Origin of the sequence: Streptomyces sp. NPDC060002 (assembly GCF_042737245.1) — a bacterium.
GTDB lineage: Bacteria > Actinomycetota > Actinomycetes > Streptomycetales > Streptomycetaceae > Streptomyces.
In genome coordinates, this window is the sequence record NZ_JBHWUW010000079.1 from 1 (window position 1) to 22,681 (window position 22,681).

Below are 22,681 nucleotides of genomic sequence, written 5' to 3' on the forward strand. Positions count from 1 at the left end.
GCCCGCAGCTTCGCGGGCCCGGCGACCGGTGAGGTTCGGCGGGGGTCAGCCGGCCGGCTCGCGCTCCCAGAGGTAGAAGCGCTGCGCCATGGCGTCCTTCGGGGAGCGCCAGGTCTCGGGGTCGTACGCGCTGACGTACGCGGCCAGCCGCTCGCTGACGCCCCGGAACTCGGGATGCCCGGTGATCTTGGCGATGGCGGGCCCGGGCTCACGCTCGGACTCGATCAGGTGCATGTACACGTCGCCGAACTGGAACAGGCTGCGCCGGGTCACACCGACGAGCTGCGGCAGCTCCCCCCGGTCGGACTCCTCGAACACCTTGGCGATGTCGGGCGCCGATCCCGGGGCCATCCGGGCGACGATCAGAGCTTGGTGCATGGTGCTGTTCTCCGTCCGGCTCAGTCGGTCAGACCGGGGGTGGCACCGCGCTCGGCGGCGGTCTTCTCGATGCGGTCCCGGATCAGGCCCAGCTGGACCTTGGAGTTCCGGTTGATGTTGTCGGTCATCCACTCGTCGTCGACCGGCGCTTCCGGCTTCATCGCGAAGTCCTGCGTCCAGACCATCCGCGTACCGGTCGGCACCTCCTCGTACCGCCAGTGGATGTCCATGTGGGCGAAGGGCCCCGTCTCGACCCGGCGGGCCTTGACGGTGAGCGCGTCGCGGTCCGGCTCGCGCTCCGAGACCCAGCTCCACACGGTGCCGTTCTCGTCCGGGTGCATGGTCAGCCGGAACGTCGTCCTGCGTCCCTCCCGGGAGAGGATCTCGACGGAGGCGTACTCGCTGAACAGCCGCGGCCAGTTCTCCAGGTCGTTGGTCACCTCCCAGACCAGGTCGAGAGGCGCCGCGATGGTGATCTCGTTCTGCGTGTGTCCGGTCATCTCACGCTCCTGTCATGAGGGCACTGTTGACGAGGTCGAGGAACTGCCGGGGCGACTTGGAGCGTTCGGCGTCGGGAGGCATCGGCGTGCCGTACCGGTTCTCCAGCTCGCCCACGATCCCCAGCAGGCCGAGCGAGTCGACGCCCAGGCGGTCGAAGCCCGCGTCGTCGCGGCGGAGGTCCTCCGGGGCGACGGTGACGCCGGCGGACTTCTTCATGAGTTCGGCCAGCTCTTCCACAGTGATGCGGTCAGTCATGCCATTCCCTTCCTCTGCTGCTCCACGGCGCCTCGCTACGAGGCGTCGGTGGCGCCGTGCCGCAGCACCAGCGCCGAGTTCGACCCCATGAGCCCCCGGCTCAGGACCAGCGCCGTGCGTACCTCGGCGGTACGGGCCCGGCCGGTGACGAGGTCGAGGTCGTGGCAGATGTCGAAGACGTTGGGGGTGGGTGGGATCACGCCGTGCTCCATCGCGAGCACCGCCGCCGCGGCGTCCATCAGCGGCGCCGCGCAGTAGGCCCGGCCGATCCCGGCCTTCGGCGCCGTGACGGGCACGCGGGTGCCGTGCGCCCCGAGGGCGTCGGCGATCGCCAGGGCCTCGGCCCGGTCGGCCTCCGGTACGCCGAGGGCGTCGGCGAAGACCACGTCGATCTCCTCGGGAGCGCAGTCGGCCTCCTCCAGGGCTTGCCGGACGGCCTGGGCGAGCCCCTCCCGGGACTCCTCCCAGCGGGAGGGCCCGGTGAAGGTCGCCGCGTGCCCGGCCAGGTAGGCCTGCACCCGCGCACCCCGTGCCCGGGCCGCGGTGTCCGCCTCGACCACCAGCATGGCGCCGCCCTCGGCGGGCACGAACCCGCAGGCCGCGGAGGTGAACGGGCGGTAGGCGCGGGTCGGGTCGTCGACCGTGCTGAGTTCCTCGTAGCCGAGTTGGCAGACCACCGAGTAGGGCGCGATCGGCGCCTCGGTCGCCCCGGCCACGATCACGTCGGTGCCGCGGCGCACCGCCCGTGCCGCATGGGCGAGGGCGTCCAGGCCGCCGGCCTCGTCCGCGGCGACGACCGAGCAGGGGCCCTTGAAGCCGCGGCGGATGGAGATCTGGCCGGTGCTGGCGGCGTAGAACCAGGCGATGGACTGGTACGGGCCGACGAAACGGCTGCCCTTGCCCCACAGCTGCTGGAGCTCCCGCTGGCCGAACTCGCCGCCGCCGGAACCGGCCGCGGTGACCACGCCCACGGAGAAGGGCGCGCCGTCGGTCTCCGGCCGGCCGAGCTGGGCGTCGTCCAGCGCGAAGTCGGCCGCGGCCATCGCGAAGTGCGTGAACCGGTCGGTCTGGACCAGGAAGCGCTCCTCGATCACGGCCGACGGGTCGAAGTCGCGGACCTGGCCCGCCACCCGCAGCGGCAGATCCTCACAGCCCTCGCGGCTCACCCGGTCCAGGACGTTGATGCCTTCCCTGGTGGACTTCCAGAACGTCTCGGTACTGGCTCCGTTGGGCGCGACCACACCGATTCCCGTGACGGCCGCGCGCCGTGGAAGGGGTTCTCTCATCGTGTCTTCTCCCTCGGCCGGTTCATGACCACCGCGGACTGGAAGCCGCCGAAGCCGCTGCCCACCGAGAGCACACTGGCGAGCTTGCGCTCGCGGGCCACGCGCGGGACGTAGTCCAGGTCGCACTCGGGGTCGGGCGTCTCGTAGTTCGCGGTCGGCGGTACGACCTGGTTGGCCAGGGCCAGCACACAGGCGACGAGTTCGATCGCCCCGATCGCGCCGAGGGAGTGGCCCACCATCGACTTGATGGAGCTCATGGGCGTGTCGTAGGCGTGCGTGCCCAGGACCCGCTTCACCGCGGCGGTCTCGTGGCGGTCGTTCTGCTTGGTGCCCGACCCGTGCGCGTTGACGTAGTCGATGGCGGTGGCGTCGATCCGGGCGTGGTCGAGGGCTTCCTCGATGGCCCGGGCCATCTCCAGGCCTTCGCTGGTCAGGCCGGTCATGTGGTAGGCGTTGCCGAACGTGGCGTACCCGCCGAGCTCACAGTAGACGTGCGCGCCGCGGGCCCTGGCGTGCTCTAGCTCCTCCAGGACGAGCACGGCGCCGCCCTCGCCCATGACGAACCCGTCACGGTCGGCGTCGAAGGGACGCGAGGCGTGGGCCGGGTCGTCGTTGTTGCAGGAGGTGGCCTTGATCGCGTCGAAGCACGCCATGGTGATCGGCGAGATCGGCGAGTCGGAGGCGCCGGCTATGCATATGTCGGCCCGGCCCTCCTCCACGGTGTGGAACGCGTACCCGACCGCGTCGAGTCCGGAGGTGCAGCCCGTGGAGACGGTCTGCACCGGACCACGCGCCCCGAACCGCTCCGCCACCGTCGAGGCGAGCGTGCTGGGCGTGAACGCGCGGTGCAGGTGCGGGGCCGCCTCCCGGTGGTCCACGTCCCAGCGCTGCCCGCCGTGGCTGACCTTGACGTAGTCGTTCTCCAGCCGGGTGGTGCCGCCGACCGCGGTGCCCAGGGAGACGCCGACCCGCCAGGGGTTCTCGGCGGCGAGGTCGAGACCCGCGTCCCGTACCGCTTCGTCCCCCGCGACCAGGGCGAACTGGATGTAGCGGTCGCAACGCTCCACGTCCCGTGCGTCCAGACCGTGGGCCGCCGGGTCGAAGTCGCACTCGGCGGCGATCCGCGACCGCAGACCGGACGGGTCGAAGAACGTGATGGCCCGCGTCGCCGTGCGCCCGTCCGCCAGGAGGTTCCAGAACGCCGGTACGCCGATGCCGCCCGGGGCGACGATGCCTATGCCGGTGACCGCCACTCGTCTCGTCATGAGCGCACCTGACGTCGCTCGGCCGACTTCGCCCCGACCACCGCGGGCTCGGCTTCGGTGCCCTCGGTGTCGACGTGGCCGAGCGGCGGGCTCGGGGCCAGCGGGCCGAGGTGGAAGACCATACGGGCCTCCACCTTGCCGACGTTGCGGAAGCGGTGGCGCACGTTGAGGGGGATCAGGAGCCCCTGCTCGGGCTGGAGCGGGTGCGGCACACCGTCCAGGTCCACCTCCAGCTGCCCGCACACGACGTACACGAACTCCTCGGAGTACGGGTGGTAGTGCTCGCCGATGCGGTCGCCCGGCTGGATGAGGGCCATGCCCATGAAACCGCTGGTGGCGCCCACCGTGGCCGGGGTGAGCATGGCGCGCAGGTCGCCGCCTCGCCGGGTGTTGGGCTCGACCTCGCTGAGATCCACGATTCTGTGACGAGAAGTGATCACGACGTTCCTCCGATGATGTACTGCACCGACGTGGCAGGGGCGGGGCACCGCCCCTGCCACGTGATGGCGAATCAGGCGTCGGGCGACCGGCGGTCGGTGACGAGATCCATGCGCGCCAGTTCGAGGAAGCGCGCGAGACGGCCGTCCTTCGACGCGGACGCGCCGACGGCGTCGTCCTGGAGCGTCGTCAGCTCGGCCACCTGTCCGGGGTCGGACAGACCGAGGGCCTGTACGGGGTCGGCGGCCTCGAGTCCGCCGCGCACGTCGATCAGCCGTACGACGACGTCGTCGCGCTGGAAGATCGTGCTGCGCAGGACCGGGCTGCGCGGGTCGTCCGCCGCCGCCTCGTCCTGCCGGGCGAGCAGCTCGGCCAGCTTCATGCCGCGGTCGGGCCGGGTCGGGTAGTGCAGGGCGTACCGCTCGGCCTGCGCGTCCTGCCGCTCCGCCGTCACGTGGTGGACGGCCGGCAGCGCGGCCCGGGTGAAGAAGACCCGGGCGGACTCGGGGTCGTTGAGGTCCCGGTCCTGCTCCAGATGGGGGTTGATGGCCTCCTCGACGGCCCGCACCTCGGGCTGCCGCGAGACGTGGCGCAGCGCGGAGAGCAGGTCGCCCCGCACCTCGATGGCCCGCACCACGCGGTTGCCGTGCATGAACAGCGAGGTGCGGCACAGCCGGGTGGTGTCGTCGACCTTCGGCTCGGGTGAGGCGTAGTCGGCGAGGATCTTGGCGACGATCTCCTCGCTGCCCGGCTTGACGGTGAAGGTGAGCGCGTGCCGGATCACACCGTCGCCGATCCTGGGCGCCGTCTGGAGCCGGCGCTTGGCCTGGTCGGCGGCCGCCGCCGGGCCGCCGGTCTCGCGGACGACGTGGAAGCGCAGCGAACGGGTGTCGCGCACGCAGCTGTGCAGCGGCTCCACCATCGCCACGTGCTCCTCGCTGTTGACCCAGGCGAGGAACGGCGGGGCACTCTCCCACTCGCTGGTGATGAGCCACTGCGAGGGGTTCTCGATGGACTGGCACAGCTGGTCGCTGACGTGCCCGGGGACGGACGCGACCTGGTTGCAGAGCTGCTCGTACGCCTCGAGGAACTGCTGCTGGGCCCCGTCGTAGACGTCGACCAGAAGGACGACGCGGAGCCGGGAGCCGTCGAACACGGACTGGGAGACACGTTGCGACGCCTGTCGCGCCCGCGAACCTGCAACACGTTCGGACGTGGTGGTCATCCTGCGCACATCTCCTTCGCGGAGGGGATAGGTGAACGTCGGCCGCGGTGATGCGACGTCAGCGTGCCTCGATCCTGTGCCCGTCCCCGCGAGCGCGCGACTCGGATGAACTACGTGGGTGACTGGGCGTCCGGTCGTCAGACCAGATGAGCGAAGACGACCAGGTTGTCCGTGTAGTCCTTGACCCGCCGGTCGTAGACCCCCGCGCAGGTGATGAGCCGCACCTGCGCCTGCGCGGTGTCGCCGTACACCCGCTCGCTGGGGAAGTCGGCCTTGTCGAAGGTCTCCACGCTGTCGACCCGGAAGGACGCCTTGCTGCCGTCGGCCCGCAGGACCTGGAAACCGTCGCCCTTCGCCAGTGCGCTGAGCCCCGCGAAGACGGCCGGGGAGGTCTTGGTGTCGACGTGCCCGGCGATGATCGCGGTGCCCGTCTCTCCGGGCGAGGCTCCCTTGGCGTGCCAGCCGACGAGGTTGACGTCGTTCGCGGGGGGCGGCTCCAGCTGGCCGGTGTCGCCGATGGCGAGGTCGACGAAGGGGGCGTCGACCGCGATCTTCGGGATGAGCAGCCGCACGGGCCGCGAGCGCGGCAGGTGCTTGCCCGCCGAGTCCCCGGCGTCCGCTTCTCCCGCGGCCGGGGTGGGCGCGCCCGGTGCGCGGGCCGCGGGGACCGACCCGGCGGCGGGCGGGGCGTGCGGCGGGCCGGCGATGCCGGCCGAGAAGCCGTCGCCGCCGCCGAACAGGTTCAGCGCCAGGAGCACCGCGACCGCGGCGCAGATCATCATCACGCCGGCGCGGGATGTTCCCTCTTCGGTGGGCGCCGGCTCGTCGCCGGAGGGTTGGGCGGGGTCGGAGGGAGAAGGGGAGGAGGAAGGGGGAACTGCCATCGGGGACCACCTCATTCGGGCACGGCAGCGGGGCGGACAGAGCACGGGGAGCGAGCCGGGCCGCCACACGGGGGTACCGGTGGCGGCCGCGGCTGCGCTATCGCGTCCGGCATGGGTCAGGCCACGCTTCCGGCGGTCTTCCTGCGGCGCAGGGCGTAGAGGCCGGTGCCGGCGAGGGCGAGGACGCCGAGTCCGGCCGCGGTCGCCGAGGGGGTGGCGAGACCGCCGCCGCCGGTGTGGACACCGCCGCTGGGCTTGTCGTGCTCCTTGCTCCAGCCGCCGGACTCCTTTTCCTCCTTGCCGCCGTTCCAGGAGTCCTTGTGCTCACCGCCGGTGGAGCCGCCGTTCTCGGTGTCCTTGGCCGCGCCGTGGTCGCTGCCGTCGTTCACCGAGGCGAGCGCGCCGCCGCCGGTGTGCACGCCGCCGTGCGGGGAGTCGTGCTCCTCCTTGCCGTGCTCTTCCTTGCCGTGCTCCTTGCCGTGGTCTTCCTTGCCGTGGTCTTCCTTGCCGTGGTCTTCCTTGCCGTGGTCTTCCTTGCCGTGCTCTTCCTTGCCGTGGTCTTCCTTGCCGTGGTCTTCCTTGCCGTGGTCTTCCTTGCCGTGGTCTTCCTTGCCGTACGAGGAGTCCTCCTCCTTGCCGTACGAGGAGTCCTCCTCCTTGTTGTACGAGGAGCTGTCCTCCTTGTCGTGCTCCTTGCTGTACGAGGAGCTGTCCTCCTTGTCGTGCTCCTTGCTGTACGAGGAGCTGTCCTCCTTGCTGTACGAGGAGTCGTCGTGGTCCGTGTCACCGGCGGCGTAGGCGCCGGGGGCGCCGATGGCGAGGGCGGCCGAGGCCGCCGCGGTGGCCAGGATCATGCGAGCTGAACGCATCTGATGGTCCTTCCGTCCCGACCGGGCAGCCGACGCCTCGTCAGCTCAGGTGACCCGAACGGGATGTGATCCACCGTCAGCCGCCCGTCGCTGCGGCACCACTCGGGGCGTTCACACGGGTGAAGCCCGGGGGGTCAGGCGATCCCCAGCCCGGTCTTCAGGACCTGGCGCAGCACCGCCTCGGCAGCCGCGTCCGGACCCGGCGACCGCCATACGACGAACCCGTCGGGCCGGACGAGTACGGCGCCGCCGCGTGCCGTGCCGTGGCGCTCCGCCCAGTCGGCGTCGCCCTCCGGCACCAGGTCCGCGTCGGCTCCCGGGCCCACCCGGTACGACCTGAGCGGGAGGACCAGTTCCTCGGCGAGGCGGACGGCGGCCTCGTGCCATCCGCCCGGCTCACCGGCGTCGCTGAGCAGGACGAGGGACCGCTCGTAGAGGTCGAGGGTCGAGAGCCGCTCGTTCCCGCGGCGGACCCACAGGTGAGGCGCCCTGCTGCCGGGTCCGCCGGTCAGGTCGAGGCCCTCCGGCACGACCGGGACCGCGGGGTCGGCGCCGACGACGGCGCCCTGCGGGTAGCGGTAGCCGAGGGCCACGTTGAGGATGCCTCGCTGGGGACCGCCGCCACCCGCTCCGGGCGGCGCGGCGAACCCGGGGTGGCTGTGTTCGGCCGACCGGGCGGCGGCCCGGGCGCTGGTGGCCTCGGCCACCGGGCGGCGCTCGGCGTCGTAGGTGTCCAGCAGCGCCTCCCCCGCCCAGCCGTCGATCACGGCGGCCAGTTTCCAGGCGAGGTTGTGCGCGTCCTGGATACCGGTGTTGGAACCGAAGGCCCCGGTCGGGGACATCTCGTGGGCCGAGTCGCCGGCCAGGAACACGCGCCCCGACCGGTAGCTGCGGGCGACCCGCTGAGCCGCGTGCCAGGGCGCCTTGCCGGTGACCTCCACGTCGAGGTCGGCGACCCCGACCGCCCGGCGGATGTGCTCGGCACACCGCTCGTCGGTGAACTCCTCGAGGGTTTCCCCGTGTTCGGGGTGCCAGGGGGCGTGGAAGACCCAGTTCTCGCGGTTGTCCACCGGCAGCAGGGCGCCGTCGGCCTCCGGGCTGGTCAGGTAGCAGACGATGAACTGGCGGTCGCCCACGACCTCGGCGAGCCGGCGGGAGCGGAAGGTGAGGCTGACGTTGTGGAACAGGTCGCCGGGTCCGCTCTGGCCGATGCCGAGCTGTTCGCGGACGGGGCTGCGGGGGCCGTCGGCGGCGACGAGGTAGTCCGCGCGGATGGTGGTGTGCTCACCCGTCTCACGGCTCTTGACCACCGCGGTGACACCGGTGGCGTCGCTGTCGAACGACATCATCTCGGTGTGGAAGCGCAGGTCACCGCCGTGCCTGCGGGCGTGGTCGAGGAGGACCGGCTCGAGGTCGTTCTGGCTGCACAGGCACCAGGAGCTGGGGCTGAAGCGGGCCAGGCCGCCGCCCGGGTCGATGTCCCGGAACAGCCACTCGCCCGCGTCGCCGACCAGGGTGGGCGTCTGCAGGATGCCGTGGTTGTCGGCCAGGGTGGCGGCGGCCTCCTGGATCGACCTCTCGACACCCGCCACCCGGAACAGCTCCATCGTGCGGACGTTGTTGCCGCGGCCCCTCGGGTGGATGGAGGTGCCCGCGTGGCGCTCCACCAGCACGTGCGGTACGCCCAGCCGTCCCAGGAACAACGAGGTCGCCAGGCCGACCAGGGAGCCGCCGACGATGAGAACCGGGACCCTGATGATGTGGGGGCCGATCTCCTCGGCTTGTTCTTTCGTCACTCTCGCCTCCAGCGCGTCGATTCCGCCGACCCGGCCGGATACGGCGGAGATCCTCATGCATGCCCCGTGGAGGTGACGGCGGCTCAGGCTTCACCCGCCTGCGTCGCGCCGCCGGGCGGCCCCGCCCGGGGCCGGTGGAACCGTCGAACCCCGCACACCTTCGGGTGTACGGGGAACGGTTCGGACCGGACGGCTTCTCGGACGGGCTCGGGCGGTTTTACGGAAGGGCTCTCAGCGGGCGAGGTAGAAGCGGACGGTCGTGCCCTCGTCGGAGGTGTGCAGACGGACCAGGTCGGCCACGTAGTGGACCAGCATCAGGCCGCGGCCGCCGATCTGACCGCGCACGGCCGGTCTGCGGCCGGCCAGCGGATCGGACAGCCGGCCCGCGTCCCGGACCTCGCACACGACCTGTCCCGCCTGGGCCCAGACGGCGAGCGTTCCCCGTCCGGCGCCGTGCACCACGCTGTTGGTCGTCAGCTCCGCCACCGCCAGTTCGGTGTCGTCCAGCCGCTGCCCGGAAAGGCCCAGCCGTTCGGCCTCGCCGACCGCGAAGGCGCGCGCCGCGTACAGCTCGTCGGCGCCGAACGCGAACACGGCCGCGTCCGGCGCGGGCACCAGCACCTCGTTGTAGCGGGCGACGACGGAACGCCAGTCGTAGGCGTCGCTGACCCCCTCCTTGTCGCGGGTCACGATCGTCGGGTGGGTGATCCTCGCGTCGGCCAGGACCTCCTCGTCCAGGCGTGCCTCGTCGTACGGGCAGAGGATGGTCACCGGACGGCCCTCGAAGGCCGCGTTGATCAACGCCTCGTGCTGCGCGCACGCCGGGTACTCGACCGCGCTGCGGCCCGCCCAGATCGGTTCGCCGATGATCCGCACCCGCCCCCGCTCATGGGCGTCGGCGAACGCGCGTAGCACGCCGGGGATGATCCGGCCCGGGTTGCGGCCCGCCACCGTCATGTCCAGCAGGCGGACGGCCCGGGCGTCCGGGCCCAGTCCGGCCCTGATCAGCTCCAGGTTGGGTCCCGGCACCGCCACCGCCACCGGCTCGCCGAGGTCCAGGCCCTCCTGCACGAAGGACACCGTCCGGTCCACGTACTCCTGTTCGGTGCGGTAGAACAGCGCGGGGTGCTCGAACGCCTCGTGGGTCGCCACCGTGCTCATCGCGGCGCCACCTCGATCCTGCCGAGGCCCGGCCAGAACAGGCTCAGTACGCGCGGCACCTGCGGTGGCGGATGCTCGACCACCACCCGGCCGCCGGGCAGGCCCAGCGCCGTGACGGCGAGCGCCGCGACCCCCGCCACGTCGACGAACGCCACTTCCGACAGCTCCACATAGGACACGTCGGCGTGCTGCCTCGCCAGGCCCGCCAAGGCCGCTTCCCATGGCGAGCGCGTGACCTCGCTGATCTCGCCCCGGGCACGGATGCCGGGCCGACCGGACAACGGGCCCACCTCCAGCACGGCCGCGCCGTGCACCAGCCCGCAACCGTCGTCTCCCTGCGAGACGTGCACCACCCGCGGCCTCCTTCGCTGTCTGCCGCCCACCGGCACCAGCGTAACGCGGCCCCTTACACCGCAGGTGCGCTACTCCGACAGAGGCCGTCGGCCCGGCGGCAGCCGGATGTGCGGAGAGCGGGAGGCAACCCGGCCCGCACCGCGCGACGAGCCGGATGCGGACCACCGTCGAACGAACCCATGGTGCCGTGACGTGCTGGAGTGCTACGGCCGGGATCGTGTGACGCGTGCCCGCCCTGTGGGAACAGTGCGACGAGCAACAGCGGAGCAACAAGTGCAGGACGAAAAACACCGACGCGGGCGAGACCTCCGATGTGCCGAAGGTCTCCCCGCGCCCTCCCGGTGACCGCCGGGCCTACTGCGGGTCTTCGGCGGCGGCCGCGCAGGTGATCTCGTCCCGAGGGGTGTAGTGGGTGCGGAAAGGCTCCCGCCGCACTTCCCTGCCGTCGTCGTAGAAGACCCGGTCGACGGTGACGTCGAAGCCCTCGAGCGGGGTCTGCGGCACGCACTTCTCGTCCGTGCTCACCTTCCGCTCCGGCTGTCGCACGTGGGTGCGGGGCCCGTTGACCGACTTGATCTCGTCGTACTTCCTGGTGCCGAGGAAGGTGACGGTCACCGAGGTGTCGGTGGCCTCGGCCTGGATGTAGAGGGCGTGGCCGGAGTCGTTGGCGAACTTCAGGTCGAGGCTGCCCCAGGCCACCGTCGCCTCCCGGCCCTCCGGGTAGCGCTCGATGTAGAAGGAGTGGGCGCCGTACTCCACGGGCTTGACGCCGGCGAAGAACATCGCGTTGAACATGGTCGTGGCCACGGTGGAGACACCGCCGCCGGGCGCCTTGGTGAACCCGCCGTCGAGGATCATGATGCCCTCGCCGAAGCCGTTGGCCTCGGTGCGCTGACCCACGGTCCGGTTGAAACTCCAGGTCCGGCCGGGCAGGACGACGGAGCCGTCGATGAGCCGCGCGGCCCGCCCGATGTTCTTCGTGCGGTACGCGGCCGGTTCGAAGTGGACGGTGAAGGAGGACAGCTTCTCCGTCAGCCCCAGCCGCGCCGCGCTGTCGCGGGTGACCTGCGGCTGGGTCCGTCGCGCGGCCACTTCCCCGGTGCGGGCCGCTCGGCCGGACCGGGTGAGCAACGGCAGCACGGCCTTGCCGAGTGCCTTGTCGGTGATCTGGACGCCGGTCCGGGCGTCGTCGGCCACCACGACGCGGTCGCCGTCCAGCCGCAGGGCGGCGTTCGCGGCGGTGGTGGTGATGCCGGCCAGGGGGCGGGCCACCGAGGGGGCCGCGCGCAGTCCCTTGCCGTCCAGCTTCGGTATCAGCCGGCCTGCGGCGTCCGGCCGCATCGTCAGATGCTCGCCCAGCACCGTCTGACCGACGGTGAGCCGCTTGCCGCCCGTGGTGAGGGTGACGGGCGCCGACATGGCCGGCCGCGCGAACTCGCGCACCGCCCGTCGCACCTCGTCCGCCGTGACCTTCGGCTGGGTCTCGCGGGCGGGCAGGACCGTGACCGCGCCCGCCGCCCCGCGCTGGAAGGAGGCCCGCAGCGTGCCGACGGCGGCGTCCACGTCCAGTGCGTAGCCGGTCTGCGGGGCGACCTGCTCGACCCGGCCGCCGGCGAAGCCGACGGCGCCCTCGCGGACCTTCTGGTCGAGGGACTTCGCCAGCGTCCCCAGAGCGGTGCGGGCCTTGTTCTCGTCGAGGCGTACGACCGGCTCCTCCGCACCCCCCGAGCCGAGCAGTCCGCCGATCATGGCGACCGGATCGGAGCCGACGCGGGCCGCCCGGTCGACCGTGCGCCCGGCGTCGAAGGTGAGACCGGCCCGCCTCGGGTCGACGGTCCCGCTGCGGTTCCCGACCCGCACGGTCAGCTCCCGCGAGCCGGCCGCCGACAGGTGCTCGTCCAGTTTGCGGACGGCCTCCGCACGGCTCAGGCCGCCGATGTCCACGCCCCGCACCGTCGTGCCCGGCTCGATCTGCCCGCCCGTGATCAGCAGCCCGGCCAGGTACAGCGCGCCGACGCCCACGGTCAGCGCACCACCCGCCAGGGCGAGGGGCGGCACGGAGGCTGTTCGAAGGCGCATGGGACTCCTGGACGGGCGAGCGGTCGGTGATCCGCCCCGCTGCGCGACGCCGCACACAGGGCAGCGCCGGACACGGGGGCAAGTACCCCAACCTACCCATAGCGCGCGATGAGCTCATATGTCACAGAACACCTATGTCCCGCATCACGTCCGCCGTGGGCACACGCCGGTGCCGTGGGGACGCCGGGTCCACCGAGGCCGGTGAGGGAGCGGTGCCCGCGGCGGGACTCTCGAGGCTGCCCCGAGCACCTCCCGAGGGGCCCTGCGTAGCCTGCGTGTGGGCTCGCCGGAGTACAGCGACATGGCTGCTGGGCGCACGTTCCGGATCGACGTCCATGCCGGCATCAGCAATGACACGACCGACTGCGTCGCCCGCCCCACCTGCGAGTTCACCGCGCGCTGACCACCCCCGCCCGACCGCGTCCCCGTTCGAAAGGCAGTGCGCACATGTCAGACCGAACCGCCGCCTCGACCCCGAGCGGTCGACCGCGGCGCCGGGCCCCGCTCCCCTCGCTCACCGGCCTCAGATTCGTGGCGGCCCTGCTCGTCTTCCTGTACCACACCTCGTATCTCGCCGGCCCCCTGCGGCCGACCCTGCCGATCAGCTTCTTCGCCGACCCCGACATCGCGCAGCCGGTGGCCGACTTCTTCCTGCCCGCCGGACGCATCGGGGTGTCCTTCTTCTTCGTGCTCAGCGGCTTCGTCCTGACGTGGTCGGCGACACCCGGGGACCGGCCCACGGCGTTCTGGCGGCGCCGTGCCCTCAAGATCTACCCCAACCACCTCGTGACCTTCGCCCTGGCCATATGGCTGTGGGCCTCCGCCACCCCGCTGCACGCGTGGCTGGCGAACCTCTCCCTGGTGCACGCGTTCAGCAACCGGCCCGACACCGCGATGAGCGTCAACTTCCCTTCCTGGTCCCTGTGTTCAGAGGTGCTCTTCTACGCGCTGTTCCCTGTGTTCATCGTCGTGGTACGGCGGATCCCGGAGCGCAGGCTGTGGCTGTGGGCCGCCGGCATGGTCGCCGGCGTGGCGGCCATGGCGGTCGTGACGAAGCAGTTCATGGCCGGTGGCGCCAAGAGCCCCTTCGGGGATCTGACGGCCAACCAGGAGTGGTTCGGCTACGCGTTCCCGCCGCCGCGCCTGTTCGAGTTCGTGCTGGGCATGCTCCTGGCCCGCATCGTCGCCGCGGGTCTGTGGCCGCGCATCGGCCTGCTGCCGTCGGCCGCCGCCTTCGCCGTGGGCTACTGGGCCGCGCTCACCGCCCCCGACCCGTACAACTTCAGCCTCACCACGGTCGTTCCGATCGGCATGATCCTCTGCGCCGCGGCCACCTCGGATCTGCGGGGCGACGGCGGCTGGCTCACCAGTAGGCCCATGGTGCTGCTGGGCAACATCTCCTTCGCCTTCTATCTCCTTCAGGGTCTGGTGGTCTTCTACGGCCGGCCCGAGGTGCTGGGCAGCCGAACCTACGACACCGTCCCGGCGCTGGGGATGCTGATCCTGCTCCTCGCGGTGAACGTGCTGGCCGCCTGGCTGCTGTACACGCTGGTGGAGAACCCGGTGATGAAGCGCTGGAGCCGCGGCAGGAAGCAGCGGTCCCCGCAGACCGCGCCGCGCGACACGCAGTCCGTGTCGGCAGGCTGAGACGGTCTGGACCACACTGCCCGGTCAGCGCCCACCCCGCGGGCGGTCACCGGGCAGTGGTGTGTCCCGAGCGAAGAGGCGCGGGACAGCACACATCTCGTCCGGTGTCACGACCTCTCTCGTTCAAGTGGCGGTCAAGAAGCCCTGTGGTGGCGTCCTGAAGAGTCGCGTGCAGAGCCGAGACGACGCTCTCTTCAGGGAAGACGCGTCCGGCGGCCACGCATCCTCGAACCAGGAGCCGCTTCATGCTGACCCTCGAGCTCTCCACCCGTACCGCGCTCGTCACCGGGTCCACCGCCGGTATAGGCAAGGCCACCGCGCAGCAGCTCGCCGCCGCCGGTGCCCGCGTCTACGTGAACGGCCGCACCGAAGACCGCGTGCAGGCCGCCATCGCGGACATCCGCAAGGCCGTGCCCGACGCCGACCTGCGGGCCGCGCCCGGCGATGTGGCCACGGCGGAGGGCGTGCGGGGGATCATCGACACGCTGCCGGACACCGACATCCTCGTCAACAACGCCGGCACCGCCGAACTCAGCCCCTTCGCCGAGCTGTCCGACGAGAGCTGGCAGCGGCTGTGGGACCTCAACGTGATGAGCGGTGTGCGGCTGTCGCGCCACTACGTCACGGGGATGGCCGACCGCGGCTGGGGCCGCATCGTCTTCGTGTCGAGCGAGTCCGCGCTCAACGTCCCGCCGGGGATGGTGCACTACGGCGCCACCAAGATCGCCCAGCTCGGCATGGCCCGCGGTCTCGCCGAGTCCTACCCGGCCACCGGCGTCACGGTGAACTCGGTACTGCCCGGCCCTACCCACTCCGAGCTGACGGCACGGTACTTCGCGATGCTCCAGGAGCAGCGGCCGGACGCGACGCTGGAGGAGCTCGAGGGCGAGCACCTCCGCAGCGCGCACCCCAACCTGCTGCTCGGCCGCTTCGCCGAATCGGAGGAGGTGGCGAACCTCATCGCCTACCTGGCCTCGCCTCTCTCCACCGCCACCAACGGCGCCGCACTGCGCGTGGACGGCGGCGACATCCGCAACGTCACCTGAGCCGCGCCCGGGTCCCGGGGAAGGTCAGGCGCCGAGGGGTCCACCGTGCGGTTCGGTCGCCGGCGTGGCCACCTCTGCCGCGATCCGGCGGTAGGCGGCGCGGGCCTGGACGATCCGGGCGAGCACGGTGCCGACGAGAGTCGCGGCGCACAGACAGGTGAGCCAGAAGGTGTCACGGTGGCCGGCCCAGGTGAGCGTGCCTGCGGGCGGAACGGCGAAACCGTTGAGGGTCAGCCAGCACAGGACGGCCGTACCCGGGGCCGCGGTGAAGCGGGCGCACAGACCCAGCAGGGCCGCGAGGAGAGACAGCGCGGCCAGCGCGAACCCTGGGCGGTCCGAGCCCACCAGCATGTTGTGCACGGCCACCAGGACCAGCGCGCCGCCGAAGGCCGTGGCCCACACCAGCGGGGTGGCGACGGGCTGGGGCACGGGCCGGGCGCCGGCCCGGAGGGACACCCACTCGATCACGCTGCACGCTTCCTTCCGGTCTCCCCTGCCCCCGGAACGCCGGCCGCCACGGCAGCGTGGAACTGGACCCGTATTCTCCCACCCGGTCGTCGAGCACACTCCCGTCGCCCCGTTCCCCGCGCCGGCCAGGGTGGCATCGACAGGTGTTCGAAGGAACGCTCCACTCCAGACAGGGGGCGGCCGGGTGCTCCACGCCTGAGCAGTACGCCGTTGCCGGGGATCGGCGTCCGCTACGACCTGACCACACGCGGGCAACGCCGTCTCTCGGTGGTCGCGCACCGCGACGGGGCGCGGACGCCGAGCGCGTACCGGGAGGACGATCCGGACGCCTGTGCCCTGTCGGTGCGGCTGACCTCGGGCGAGGCGGCGGCGCTCCTCGACGCGATGCTGCCGGACCACCACAGCCCCAGCCTGCTGTCCTCCACCGAGCTGGGGCTGGTGGCGGAGCGCGTCGGGCTGCCCCGAGCCCTCGCACGGGAACGGGCGGCTGCTCGGGGAGCCCCGGATGCGCACCGAGACCGGGGTGTCGATCGTGGCGGTGCTGCGCCGAGCCGAGGCCGTCCCTCGCCGAAGCCGGACTTCCGGCTGACCGGCGGGGACACGCTGATCCTCATCGGCACGCGGGAGGGCGTGGAGACGGCCGCGGCGATCCTCGCGCGGGAGTGAGGCGCGAGCGCCGTACCTCTGTCGCTAGCGCCGAACCTCCATGGGGAGAAACCTCTATAAGGAGACCTCGGCCGGGGTCAGGGGCCTGGTCGGCCAGTCGAGCAGTCGGGCGTCGATGACCGCGGTCTGCAGGGTGTGGCGGTGGGCGGGGTCGGAGGGATCGGTGCCGGTCAGCGTGTGGATGCGGGCCAGGCGGTAGGTGAGCGCCCGCACGCTGAGCGAGAGCCGCCGGGCCGTCGCGGCGGCCACACGAGGACGTACTGCAGATCCGCCCCTGACCCGCACCCCTTCGCCGGCCGTGCCGCAACCGGGTCACCTCGGCGCCCCGCGGCGCGCCTTCAACGGCACCGACGGCAGGTCCGGCGCCGGCAGTGGAGCGCCGCCGTACCCTTCCACCTCACCGAACCGGACCCCGCCCAGTCCGTCCATCCACTCCTCCCGAGCGCGCACGATGTCCTCGTGCGAACGGCCGATGAAGTTCCACCACATGACGATCTCCTCCTCGAACGGCGGACCGCCGAGGAGGATCGCGCGGGCCGGGGTGGTCGAGTCGTTGGCCAGGGTGAGGTGGGTGGGGCCGGGGTTCAGGTGGCCGAGTTCCGCGGGCCGCAGCGGGGTGTCGGCGAAGCGGATCTCGCCGGTGTCGACGAGCAGGCCGTGTTCGAAGGCGGGGTCGACGGCGAGGGTGAGTTCCGCGCCCGGCTCGAGGACGAGTTCGGCGCCGAGGAGCGGGGTGAACGTGCGGACCGGGGAGGTGGAGCCGGCCAGGGAGCCCAGGAAGACCCTGATCTCGGCGCCGGGCACGCGGACCGGGGCGGGGGCGTGGTGCTGGAAGTCCCGCGGGGCGTCGCGGTGTTCGTCCGGGAGCGCCACCCAGAGCTGGACGCCGTGCAGGACCGTGGTGAGCGGGGTGGAGACCTCCGAGTGGGCGATGCCCTGTCCGCCGGTCATCAGGTTGAGCTCGCCGGGGCGCACGAGGGCGTGGCTGCCCAGGCTGTCGCGGTGCTCTATCTCGCCGGTGAAGAGCCAGCTCACCGTCTGCAGGCCGATGTGCGGATGCGGGGCCACGTCCATGCCGCCGGTGTCGGCGACGTCGTCGGGGCCGTAGTGGTCGGCGAAGCACCACGCGCCGATGAGGCTGCGCGTACGCTGCGGCAGCGTCCGTCGTACGGTCATCGCCCGGGGGCCGCCCAGCGGAACGTCTCGCGGGGTGAGTACCTCGGCCTTGCTCACCGTGGGCACCTCTCGTTTCTGCTGTTCCGAACCATGAATGGTTTGATCTTCAACTATGACTCGACGGATCTTCATAGACAAGCAGAGCCCCAAGGCGTACCACGCGCTGGTCCAGACGTCCGAGGCCGTGCGGGCCACCGCCGCCGACGCCGGCCTGGAGCGCACCGTCGTGGAACTGATCGATCTGCGCGTCTCGCAGCTCAACGGCTGCGCGTTCTGCCTCGACCTGCACACCAGGGCCGCCCTGCGCGCGGGCGAGGACACCCGGCGGCTGGGCGTCCTCGCGGCCTGGCGGGACACCGATCTCTTCAGCCCCCTGGAGCGTGCCGCCCTGGCGCTGGCCGAGGCGACCACCGTGCCGTCCGACGCCGCGGCACAGGAGGCCGCGTACGCCGACGCCCTGGAGGTCCTCACCGAGGACCAGATCTCGGCGGTGATCTGGGTGGCGGTCACCATCAACGCCTTCAACCGGGTGTCCATCCTGAGCAAGCACCCGGTCCACTGAGCACCGGCCGCCCCCGCCGGCCTCCGGCGGGCCGGAGTCTCGATGCGGGGCCGCCGACGCGTTCCGCCTCGCCGGCCGCGTCCACCTGTTCGGCCATGCCCGTACCCGGGTGCACGGGTGCACGGGTGCACGGTGCGCCGACGCATCTGCCCGCAACGCACCATGCGCCGAGGCCGGTTGCCCGGTGCCGGGGCCGGTAAGAATCGACTGGCCCGACGAGCACCGACCAGCCGACCCGTGGAGGACCGCCCATGCCCCGTCCCCTCGCCCCCGACGGCCCGGAGTCCGTCAACGCCGACGCCTGGCAGGCCTACGCCACGCACCATCTGCGGCGGGGCACGGCCCTCGCGGAGGCGGAGCGGATCGACTGGGGGTTCCCGGACGCGGGTCCGGACGAGGCGTTCCTCGGGGAGCTGGCGGGCCGGCGTGTCCTGGACCTGGGCTGTGGCCCGGCCCGGCACGCCGCCCGGCTCGTCCGCGCGTACGGGGCCACCGTCGACGCGGTCGATCTCGCGCCCGGCCAGATCGAGCGGGCCCGCGACCGGTACGGCTCCCTGCCCGGACTGCGTCTGCTCCACGCCGACGCCGTCGAGCACCTGCGCACCGCGCGGCCTTACGACGTGATCTACGCCGTCAACGCCGTCCCGTTCATCGACCCACGGCGGCTGTTTCCCGCCCTGGCGACCGCGCTCGCTCCCGGTGGAACGCTGTGCTTCTCCGTGCTGCACACCAACTCCCGGGGCGACGGCCCCACTTCGGAGCTGGTGGCACGGCCGGAGACCCTGCGGTTCGCGGGCGGCGGCGAGACGACGGTCCGGATGTGGGTGCCCACCACCGAGAGCTGGGAGGATCTGCTCACCGCACACGGGCTGCTGGTGGAGGACGTGGTGCCGGTGACGTCGCCGGACCCCGCCAACCCCGCCGCCTACCGGGTCTTCCGGGCCCGGCGCCCGTTGCGCGTCTCCGCCCGCCCCCGCACCGGCCTGCCTCCCGTCGCGCATGCGGCAATCGGCGTCGGAGCCATCCTGTACGGGCCCCGGGGACTGCTCCTCGGCCGTCACCGGCGGGGCACCTGGGAGCTGCCCGGGGGCACGGTCGAACCCGGGGAGTCACTCCAGGAGACGGTCGTGCGGGAGCTGCGCGAGGAGACCGGGCTGCGGGCGGACCCGTCGCGGGTACGCCTGCTGGGCACCCTGCTCGACCGGGTCGAGGGTGTCGTGCGGATGACCGTCGGCGCCGTCGTCACCGACTGGGAGGGCGAACCCGCCGACCAGCTTGGGGAGAGCGTCGGCGACTGGCGCTGGTACTCCCTGGACCACCTGCCGCCGTCCCTGTTCGTGTGCAGCGCCCAGTCCCTCACCGTCTGGCGCCCCGACCTCCCGATCGACCACGCGCCGGCCCACTTCACCCCGTTCGCCGCGTACGACGGCCAGGTGGGCGGCGATGACGACTGACCCCGCCGGATCACCCTCCGGCCACCCCCGTGTCCGGCCCCGGCTCCCGGCCGACCTGGACGGCTGCGTCGCCGTGCTCGCGCCGGTGCACGCGCACAGCGGCTGTCCGGTCGACCGGCCCGACCGGCCCGCCCCATGGCTGACACCGGGCGCCCTGCTCGCCGCGTGGGTGGCCGAGCTGGACGGACGGGTCGTCGGACATGTCGGTCTGTGCGGAGCCGAGAAGGAGGACGTGGCGGCGAACCTGTGGGACGGCCGGACGGCGCCCGCGGTGATCAGCCGGCTGTACGTCGCACCCGAGGCCCGCGGTCACGGCGTCGGCGCGGCTCTCCTGGCACGGGCGGTCGGGGCGGCACGCGCCCGGGACCTTCACCCGGTCCTGGACGTGGTCGCCACCGACCCCGCGGCGTCGTTCTACGAGCGGCTCGGCCGGCGGCTCCTCGGCACCGCCGACCAGCGGTGGGGACCGGCCCGGACGGTGTCCCTGCGCTGCTACGCGGCCCGGAGCACGACCGCTCGGGCGACGGAGTAGCACAGGGAGCGGGACGGCGCGGCCGAACGGCGGTGCGAGCCACCCGGAATCATGCCTTTCCTCACCCGTTCTCGTGGTCTTCCCGCTCACCCCCCTGGCGGGAGTTCCCTCAGGTCATGAGAAAGTTGCGGCCCGAACTACCCAGGGGGGTCTGTGACACGACATCAGAAGCGGTCCGGGGTGCGTAAGAAGTCCGTGACGCTGCTCGTCACGCTCGGCACCATGGCGGGGGCGGCGCTCGCGGGGGCGGCCCCGGCCGACGCCGCGACCTGGACCACCGTGGCGGCGGGTGTGACGTACCGGCAGTACGACCTGGCGGGGGCCGCCGGGACGACGCACGTGCATGTGCTCAGCGTCGATCTCACCAACACCCATGTACGCCTGGGGCTGTTGTACCCGGGAGCGGTCGCGTCCCGCGCGGCCGTCTCCTCGCTGGCGAACAGCCAGAAGGCCGTCGCCGGCATCAACGGCGACTTCTTCAACATCAGCGAGACGCAGCACCCGGGCGTCGCGGCGACCGGGGCGAGCGTGGGGCCGGCGGTCGTGAACGGGAAGGCGCTCAAGGGCGCGGTCCCGAACGGGCAGCGGTTCGGGCCCGCGCTGCCGCCGGGCACGAACACCAGGGCCGTGGTCGGTGTCGGCACCGACGGCAAGGCCCGGGTGGACAGCCTGTCCCTCGACGGAACGGTCAGCGTCCTGGGGCGGCGACTGCCGCTGGGCGGCGTCAACCAGTACGCGCTGGCGGAGAACTCCATCGGCGCGTACACCTCGGACTGGGGCAGCGTCTCACGCAAGCGGGCCACCTGCGGCACGGACACCGAACGGGCCGCGGCGTGCAGCACCAGCACCTATGAGGTGACTCTGAAGAAGGGCCGGGTGGTGTCGACGTCGACCGCGCCCGGCAGCGGCACCATCACGGCCGGCACCACGGTCCTCGTCGGGCGGGAGGCGGGCGCGGCGCGCCTGAAGACGCTCGTCAAGGGCCAGGCGGTGGCGGTGCGCTACGGGCTGACGGCCGCGTCGAGGTCGGCGTACAGCTTCGCCGTGGGCGGCTATCCGGTCCTGTCGGGCTCCCAGCCGCTGTCCGGTCTGGACAGGTCGGTCTCGGCGGTGCGTACGGCCGTGGGCATCGGCAACGGCGGGAAGCGGGTGTACCTGTTCGCGCTGGACGGTGCCACCGCGTACCGCAGGGGCCTGACGATCGCCGAGGTCGCCGCCGCTCTGAAGAGCCTCGGCGCGAGCGAGGGCTTCAGCCTGGACGGCGGCGGCTCGTCGACCCTGGTGGCCCGTCCCGCGGGCTCGGCCGAGGTGACGGTCCGCAACCACCCGTCCGACGGGTACGAGCGTCCCGTGGCGAACGGCATCGGGGTCTTCACCAAGTAGTCGCCCGGGTCATGGGCGACCCCGCAGCGGCCTCACGGTCGAAGGCTGCCGACGATGTCGGCCGTCGCCGTGAGGCCGCTGTGGATGGTGGGTGCCATACCGGTGCCGGCCAGCAGGAACCCGAGCAGCAGACAGACCAGCGCGTGGGAGACCTTCAGTCCGCCGTTGCGCGTGAAGATCACCATCAGGACGAACAGCAACAGCACCGCGGAAATCGAAATGGCCACCGTCAACCTCCTCCGACACGTCCGTTTTCACTGCGTTCGGCCGCAAGTGTGGCGTAACAGAGGGTTCGTCCGTGCGGCTGACCTGTCCGCCGAACGAGTGGTGTCAGGCGAATGCGCTACGCCGTCCGGTGGGCGTCGAGGAACGCCTCCAGGCCCGCCAGGTCGTCCGTGTTGAGGTAGTCGACGTCGGCGGCGAGGAGTTCGGCCCACAGCGCGTCCCGGGCGGGGCCCGCGAGATCCGGCGTGGCCCAGAACCGCACCTGCTGACCGCGTGCGTGGGCGGTGCCGACGATGCTCCGCAGCTTCTGCCGTTCCGCCTCGGGGAAGGCCCCGACGCCGAGCCAGGTGAAGTTGAGCGTCCAGTTGTCGCTGATCAGCGAGGCGAACGAGGACCCGGAGGTGCCGAGGTCGGCCAGTCGGCCGTCGTAGAAGGCCCGGCGGACGCTCTGGGCCTCCATGGGCGTCCGGGCCGCGCGGTCGCCGGAGATGACGGCGGTCACCGGTCCGGGATGGACGCGGCCGTGCGCGTAGGTGGTGAACAGGCCCTTGTGGCGCTTGAGTTGCCGGTCGAGTGCGAGATACGTCGAGGAGCCCTCGGTCTTGATGTCGATGAGCAGCTGAAGGGGCTGCCGGTAACCCCGGTACACCGAACCGTGGTTGGCCTTCACGCGGGCGGCGAGCGGGGTGAGGTAGAGCGACTCCAGGGTGCGGGCGGGGTCGAGCTGGTCCGCCGAGTGGGCGACGAGGAGTTCCCCGTCGACGAGGAAGATGTCGGCCTCGACGCTGCCGAAGCGGTGGCCGAGGGCGTCGAGGAGGGGGCGGGGATGCTCGTAGTCGTTGTGGGCGTGGGCGCGCCGCAGCGGGCGGGGGCCGTGCTTGTGTCCGTCGGCGAACGCGCTGCCGGCGGGCGGGGCGAGCACCGCCGCGACGGTGGCGCCGAGGCCGGTGAGTACTCTGCGGCGGGTGACGAGGGACATGTCGTTCCTCCCTGTGGGGCGGGTCGGGACCACAGGGAGTATGAGGCTGCCC

At 72.2% G+C, this 22,681-nt stretch carries 23 protein-coding genes and 2 pseudogenes; 7 read left to right on the top strand and 18 right to left on the bottom strand.

From position 1 onward, the window contains the following. Positions 1-45 precede the first annotated feature (45 nt). The 13 genes from ACFWBD_RS38205 to ACFWBD_RS38265 form a co-directional block, all read right to left on the bottom strand. On the bottom strand, positions 46-378 hold the full coding sequence (locus ACFWBD_RS38205; protein WP_351754905.1) for a TcmI family type II polyketide cyclase: 333 nt from the start codon (positions 376-378) through the stop codon (positions 46-48). Positions 379-398: 20 nt separating this feature from the next. Further along, entirely contained in the window at positions 399-878 is a 480-nt protein-coding gene (locus ACFWBD_RS38210) for an SRPBCC family protein (protein ID WP_385677737.1), read from the bottom strand. 1 nt (position 879) lies between these two features. Next, the gene (locus tag ACFWBD_RS38215) at positions 880-1,134 is read right to left on the bottom strand and encodes an acyl carrier protein (protein ID WP_385677740.1); all 255 of its coding nucleotides are present in this window, start codon (positions 1,132-1,134) and stop codon (positions 880-882) included. Positions 1,135-1,169: 35 nt separating this feature from the next. After that, the gene (locus tag ACFWBD_RS38220) at positions 1,170-2,420 is read right to left on the bottom strand and encodes a beta-ketoacyl synthase N-terminal-like domain-containing protein (protein ID WP_385677743.1); all 1,251 of its coding nucleotides are present in this window, start codon (positions 2,418-2,420) and stop codon (positions 1,170-1,172) included. Beyond that, positions 2,417-3,685, bottom strand: coding sequence for a beta-ketoacyl-[acyl-carrier-protein] synthase family protein (locus ACFWBD_RS38225; RefSeq protein WP_385677746.1), 1,269 nt, complete (start codon positions 3,683-3,685; stop codon positions 2,417-2,419). The genes ACFWBD_RS38220 and ACFWBD_RS38225 overlap by 4 nt, the downstream gene beginning before the upstream one ends. Further along, the gene (locus ACFWBD_RS38230) at positions 3,682-4,101 is read right to left on the bottom strand and encodes a cupin domain-containing protein (protein WP_385677820.1); all 420 of its coding nucleotides are present in this window, start codon (positions 4,099-4,101) and stop codon (positions 3,682-3,684) included. The genes ACFWBD_RS38225 and ACFWBD_RS38230 overlap by 4 nt, the downstream gene beginning before the upstream one ends. Before the next feature lie 95 nt (positions 4,102-4,196). Then, the gene (locus ACFWBD_RS38235; protein WP_385677749.1) at positions 4,197-5,348 is read right to left on the bottom strand and encodes a SchA/CurD-like domain-containing protein; all 1,152 of its coding nucleotides are present in this window, start codon (positions 5,346-5,348) and stop codon (positions 4,197-4,199) included. Between the two features lie 137 nt (positions 5,349-5,485). Beyond that, the gene (locus ACFWBD_RS38240; protein WP_385677752.1) at positions 5,486-6,232 is read right to left on the bottom strand and encodes a class F sortase; all 747 of its coding nucleotides are present in this window, start codon (positions 6,230-6,232) and stop codon (positions 5,486-5,488) included. A gap of 116 nt (positions 6,233-6,348) precedes the next feature. Next, positions 6,349-7,101: a hypothetical protein gene (locus ACFWBD_RS38245; protein WP_385677754.1), complete on the bottom strand. Its 753-nt coding sequence runs from the start codon at positions 7,099-7,101 to the stop codon at positions 6,349-6,351. A 134-nt stretch (positions 7,102-7,235) separates the two neighbouring features. Further along, entirely contained in the window at positions 7,236-8,954 is a 1,719-nt protein-coding gene (locus ACFWBD_RS38250; protein WP_385677757.1) for an FAD-dependent oxidoreductase, read from the bottom strand. Between the two features lie 174 nt (positions 8,955-9,128). Further along, complete coding sequence (locus ACFWBD_RS38255; protein WP_385677760.1) at positions 9,129-10,058, bottom strand: anti-sigma factor RsbA family regulatory protein; 930 nt, start codon at positions 10,056-10,058, stop codon at positions 9,129-9,131. After that, positions 10,055-10,411 carry an STAS domain-containing protein gene (locus tag ACFWBD_RS38260; protein ID WP_385677763.1) on the bottom strand — a complete coding sequence of 119 codons (357 nt, stop codon included), beginning with the start codon at positions 10,409-10,411 and terminating at the stop codon, positions 10,055-10,057. Before ACFWBD_RS38260 ends, ACFWBD_RS38255 begins: the two co-directional genes overlap by 4 nt. Positions 10,412-10,766: 355 nt before the next feature. Beyond that, positions 10,767-12,491: a VanW family protein gene (locus tag ACFWBD_RS38265; protein WP_385677766.1), complete on the bottom strand. Its 1,725-nt coding sequence runs from the start codon at positions 12,489-12,491 to the stop codon at positions 10,767-10,769. Positions 12,492-12,938: 447 nt separating this feature from the next. Here ACFWBD_RS38265 and ACFWBD_RS38270 point away from each other — a divergent pair, with 447 nt between their 5' ends. Beyond that, complete coding sequence (locus ACFWBD_RS38270; RefSeq protein ID WP_385677768.1) at positions 12,939-14,138, top strand: acyltransferase family protein; 1,200 nt, start codon at positions 12,939-12,941, stop codon at positions 14,136-14,138. Between the two features lie 245 nt (positions 14,139-14,383). Continuing rightward, positions 14,384-15,184 (top strand): SDR family NAD(P)-dependent oxidoreductase, encoded by an 801-nt coding sequence (locus tag ACFWBD_RS38275; RefSeq protein WP_385677771.1) that lies wholly within the window; start codon positions 14,384-14,386, stop codon positions 15,182-15,184. 24 nt (positions 15,185-15,208) lie between these two features. Here the strand turns inward: ACFWBD_RS38275 and ACFWBD_RS38280 are convergent, their stop codons facing one another. Further along, the gene (locus ACFWBD_RS38280) at positions 15,209-15,652 is read right to left on the bottom strand and encodes a hypothetical protein (protein WP_385677773.1); all 444 of its coding nucleotides are present in this window, start codon (positions 15,650-15,652) and stop codon (positions 15,209-15,211) included. Positions 15,653-15,847: 195 nt separating this feature from the next. On the opposite strand from ACFWBD_RS38280, the pseudogene ACFWBD_RS38285 reads away from it, so the two are divergent. Further along, positions 15,848-16,318 (top strand): annotated as a pseudogene (locus ACFWBD_RS38285) (cation:proton antiporter regulatory subunit). Between the two features lie 54 nt (positions 16,319-16,372). On the opposite strand, the pseudogene ACFWBD_RS38290 reads toward ACFWBD_RS38285, so the two are convergent. Together ACFWBD_RS38290 and ACFWBD_RS38295 are read right to left on the bottom strand one after the other, a co-directional pair. Continuing rightward, positions 16,373-16,567, bottom strand: a pseudogene (locus ACFWBD_RS38290) (helix-turn-helix domain-containing protein); the annotation flags it as partial. Between the two features lie 63 nt (positions 16,568-16,630). Further along, positions 16,631-17,494, bottom strand: a complete 864-nt coding sequence (locus tag ACFWBD_RS38295) for a pirin family protein (RefSeq protein ID WP_385677823.1) — start codon at positions 17,492-17,494, stop codon at positions 16,631-16,633. 112 nt (positions 17,495-17,606) lie between these two features. On the opposite strand from ACFWBD_RS38295, the gene ACFWBD_RS38300 reads away from it, so the two are divergent. The 4 genes from ACFWBD_RS38300 (at position 17,607) to ACFWBD_RS38315 (ending at position 21,425) form a co-directional block, all read left to right on the top strand. Continuing rightward, positions 17,607-18,056: a carboxymuconolactone decarboxylase family protein gene (locus tag ACFWBD_RS38300; protein ID WP_385677775.1), complete on the top strand. Its 450-nt coding sequence runs from the start codon at positions 17,607-17,609 to the stop codon at positions 18,054-18,056. 251 nt (positions 18,057-18,307) lie between these two features. Beyond that, a complete protein-coding gene (locus ACFWBD_RS38305; RefSeq protein WP_385677777.1) occupies positions 18,308-19,510 on the top strand; it encodes an NUDIX domain-containing protein in 1,203 nt (400 codons plus the stop codon). Next, positions 19,500-20,042 carry a GNAT family N-acetyltransferase gene (locus ACFWBD_RS38310; protein ID WP_385677780.1) on the top strand — a complete coding sequence of 181 codons (543 nt, stop codon included), beginning with the start codon at positions 19,500-19,502 and terminating at the stop codon, positions 20,040-20,042. Before ACFWBD_RS38305 ends, ACFWBD_RS38310 begins: the two co-directional genes overlap by 11 nt. A 153-nt stretch (positions 20,043-20,195) precedes the next feature. Next, positions 20,196-21,425: a phosphodiester glycosidase family protein gene (locus tag ACFWBD_RS38315; RefSeq protein WP_385677784.1), complete on the top strand. Its 1,230-nt coding sequence runs from the start codon at positions 20,196-20,198 to the stop codon at positions 21,423-21,425. 32 nt (positions 21,426-21,457) lie between these two features. Here ACFWBD_RS38315 and ACFWBD_RS38320 read toward each other — a convergent pair whose 3' ends face one another. Both ACFWBD_RS38320 and ACFWBD_RS38325 read right to left on the bottom strand, forming a co-directional pair. Then, positions 21,458-21,652 carry a hypothetical protein gene (locus ACFWBD_RS38320; protein ID WP_385677787.1) on the bottom strand — a complete coding sequence of 65 codons (195 nt, stop codon included), beginning with the start codon at positions 21,650-21,652 and terminating at the stop codon, positions 21,458-21,460. A 116-nt stretch (positions 21,653-21,768) separates the two neighbouring features. After that, a complete protein-coding gene (locus ACFWBD_RS38325; protein ID WP_385677790.1) occupies positions 21,769-22,629 on the bottom strand; it encodes a phosphatidylinositol-specific phospholipase C/glycerophosphodiester phosphodiesterase family protein in 861 nt (286 codons plus the stop codon). Positions 22,630-22,681 lie beyond the last annotated feature (52 nt).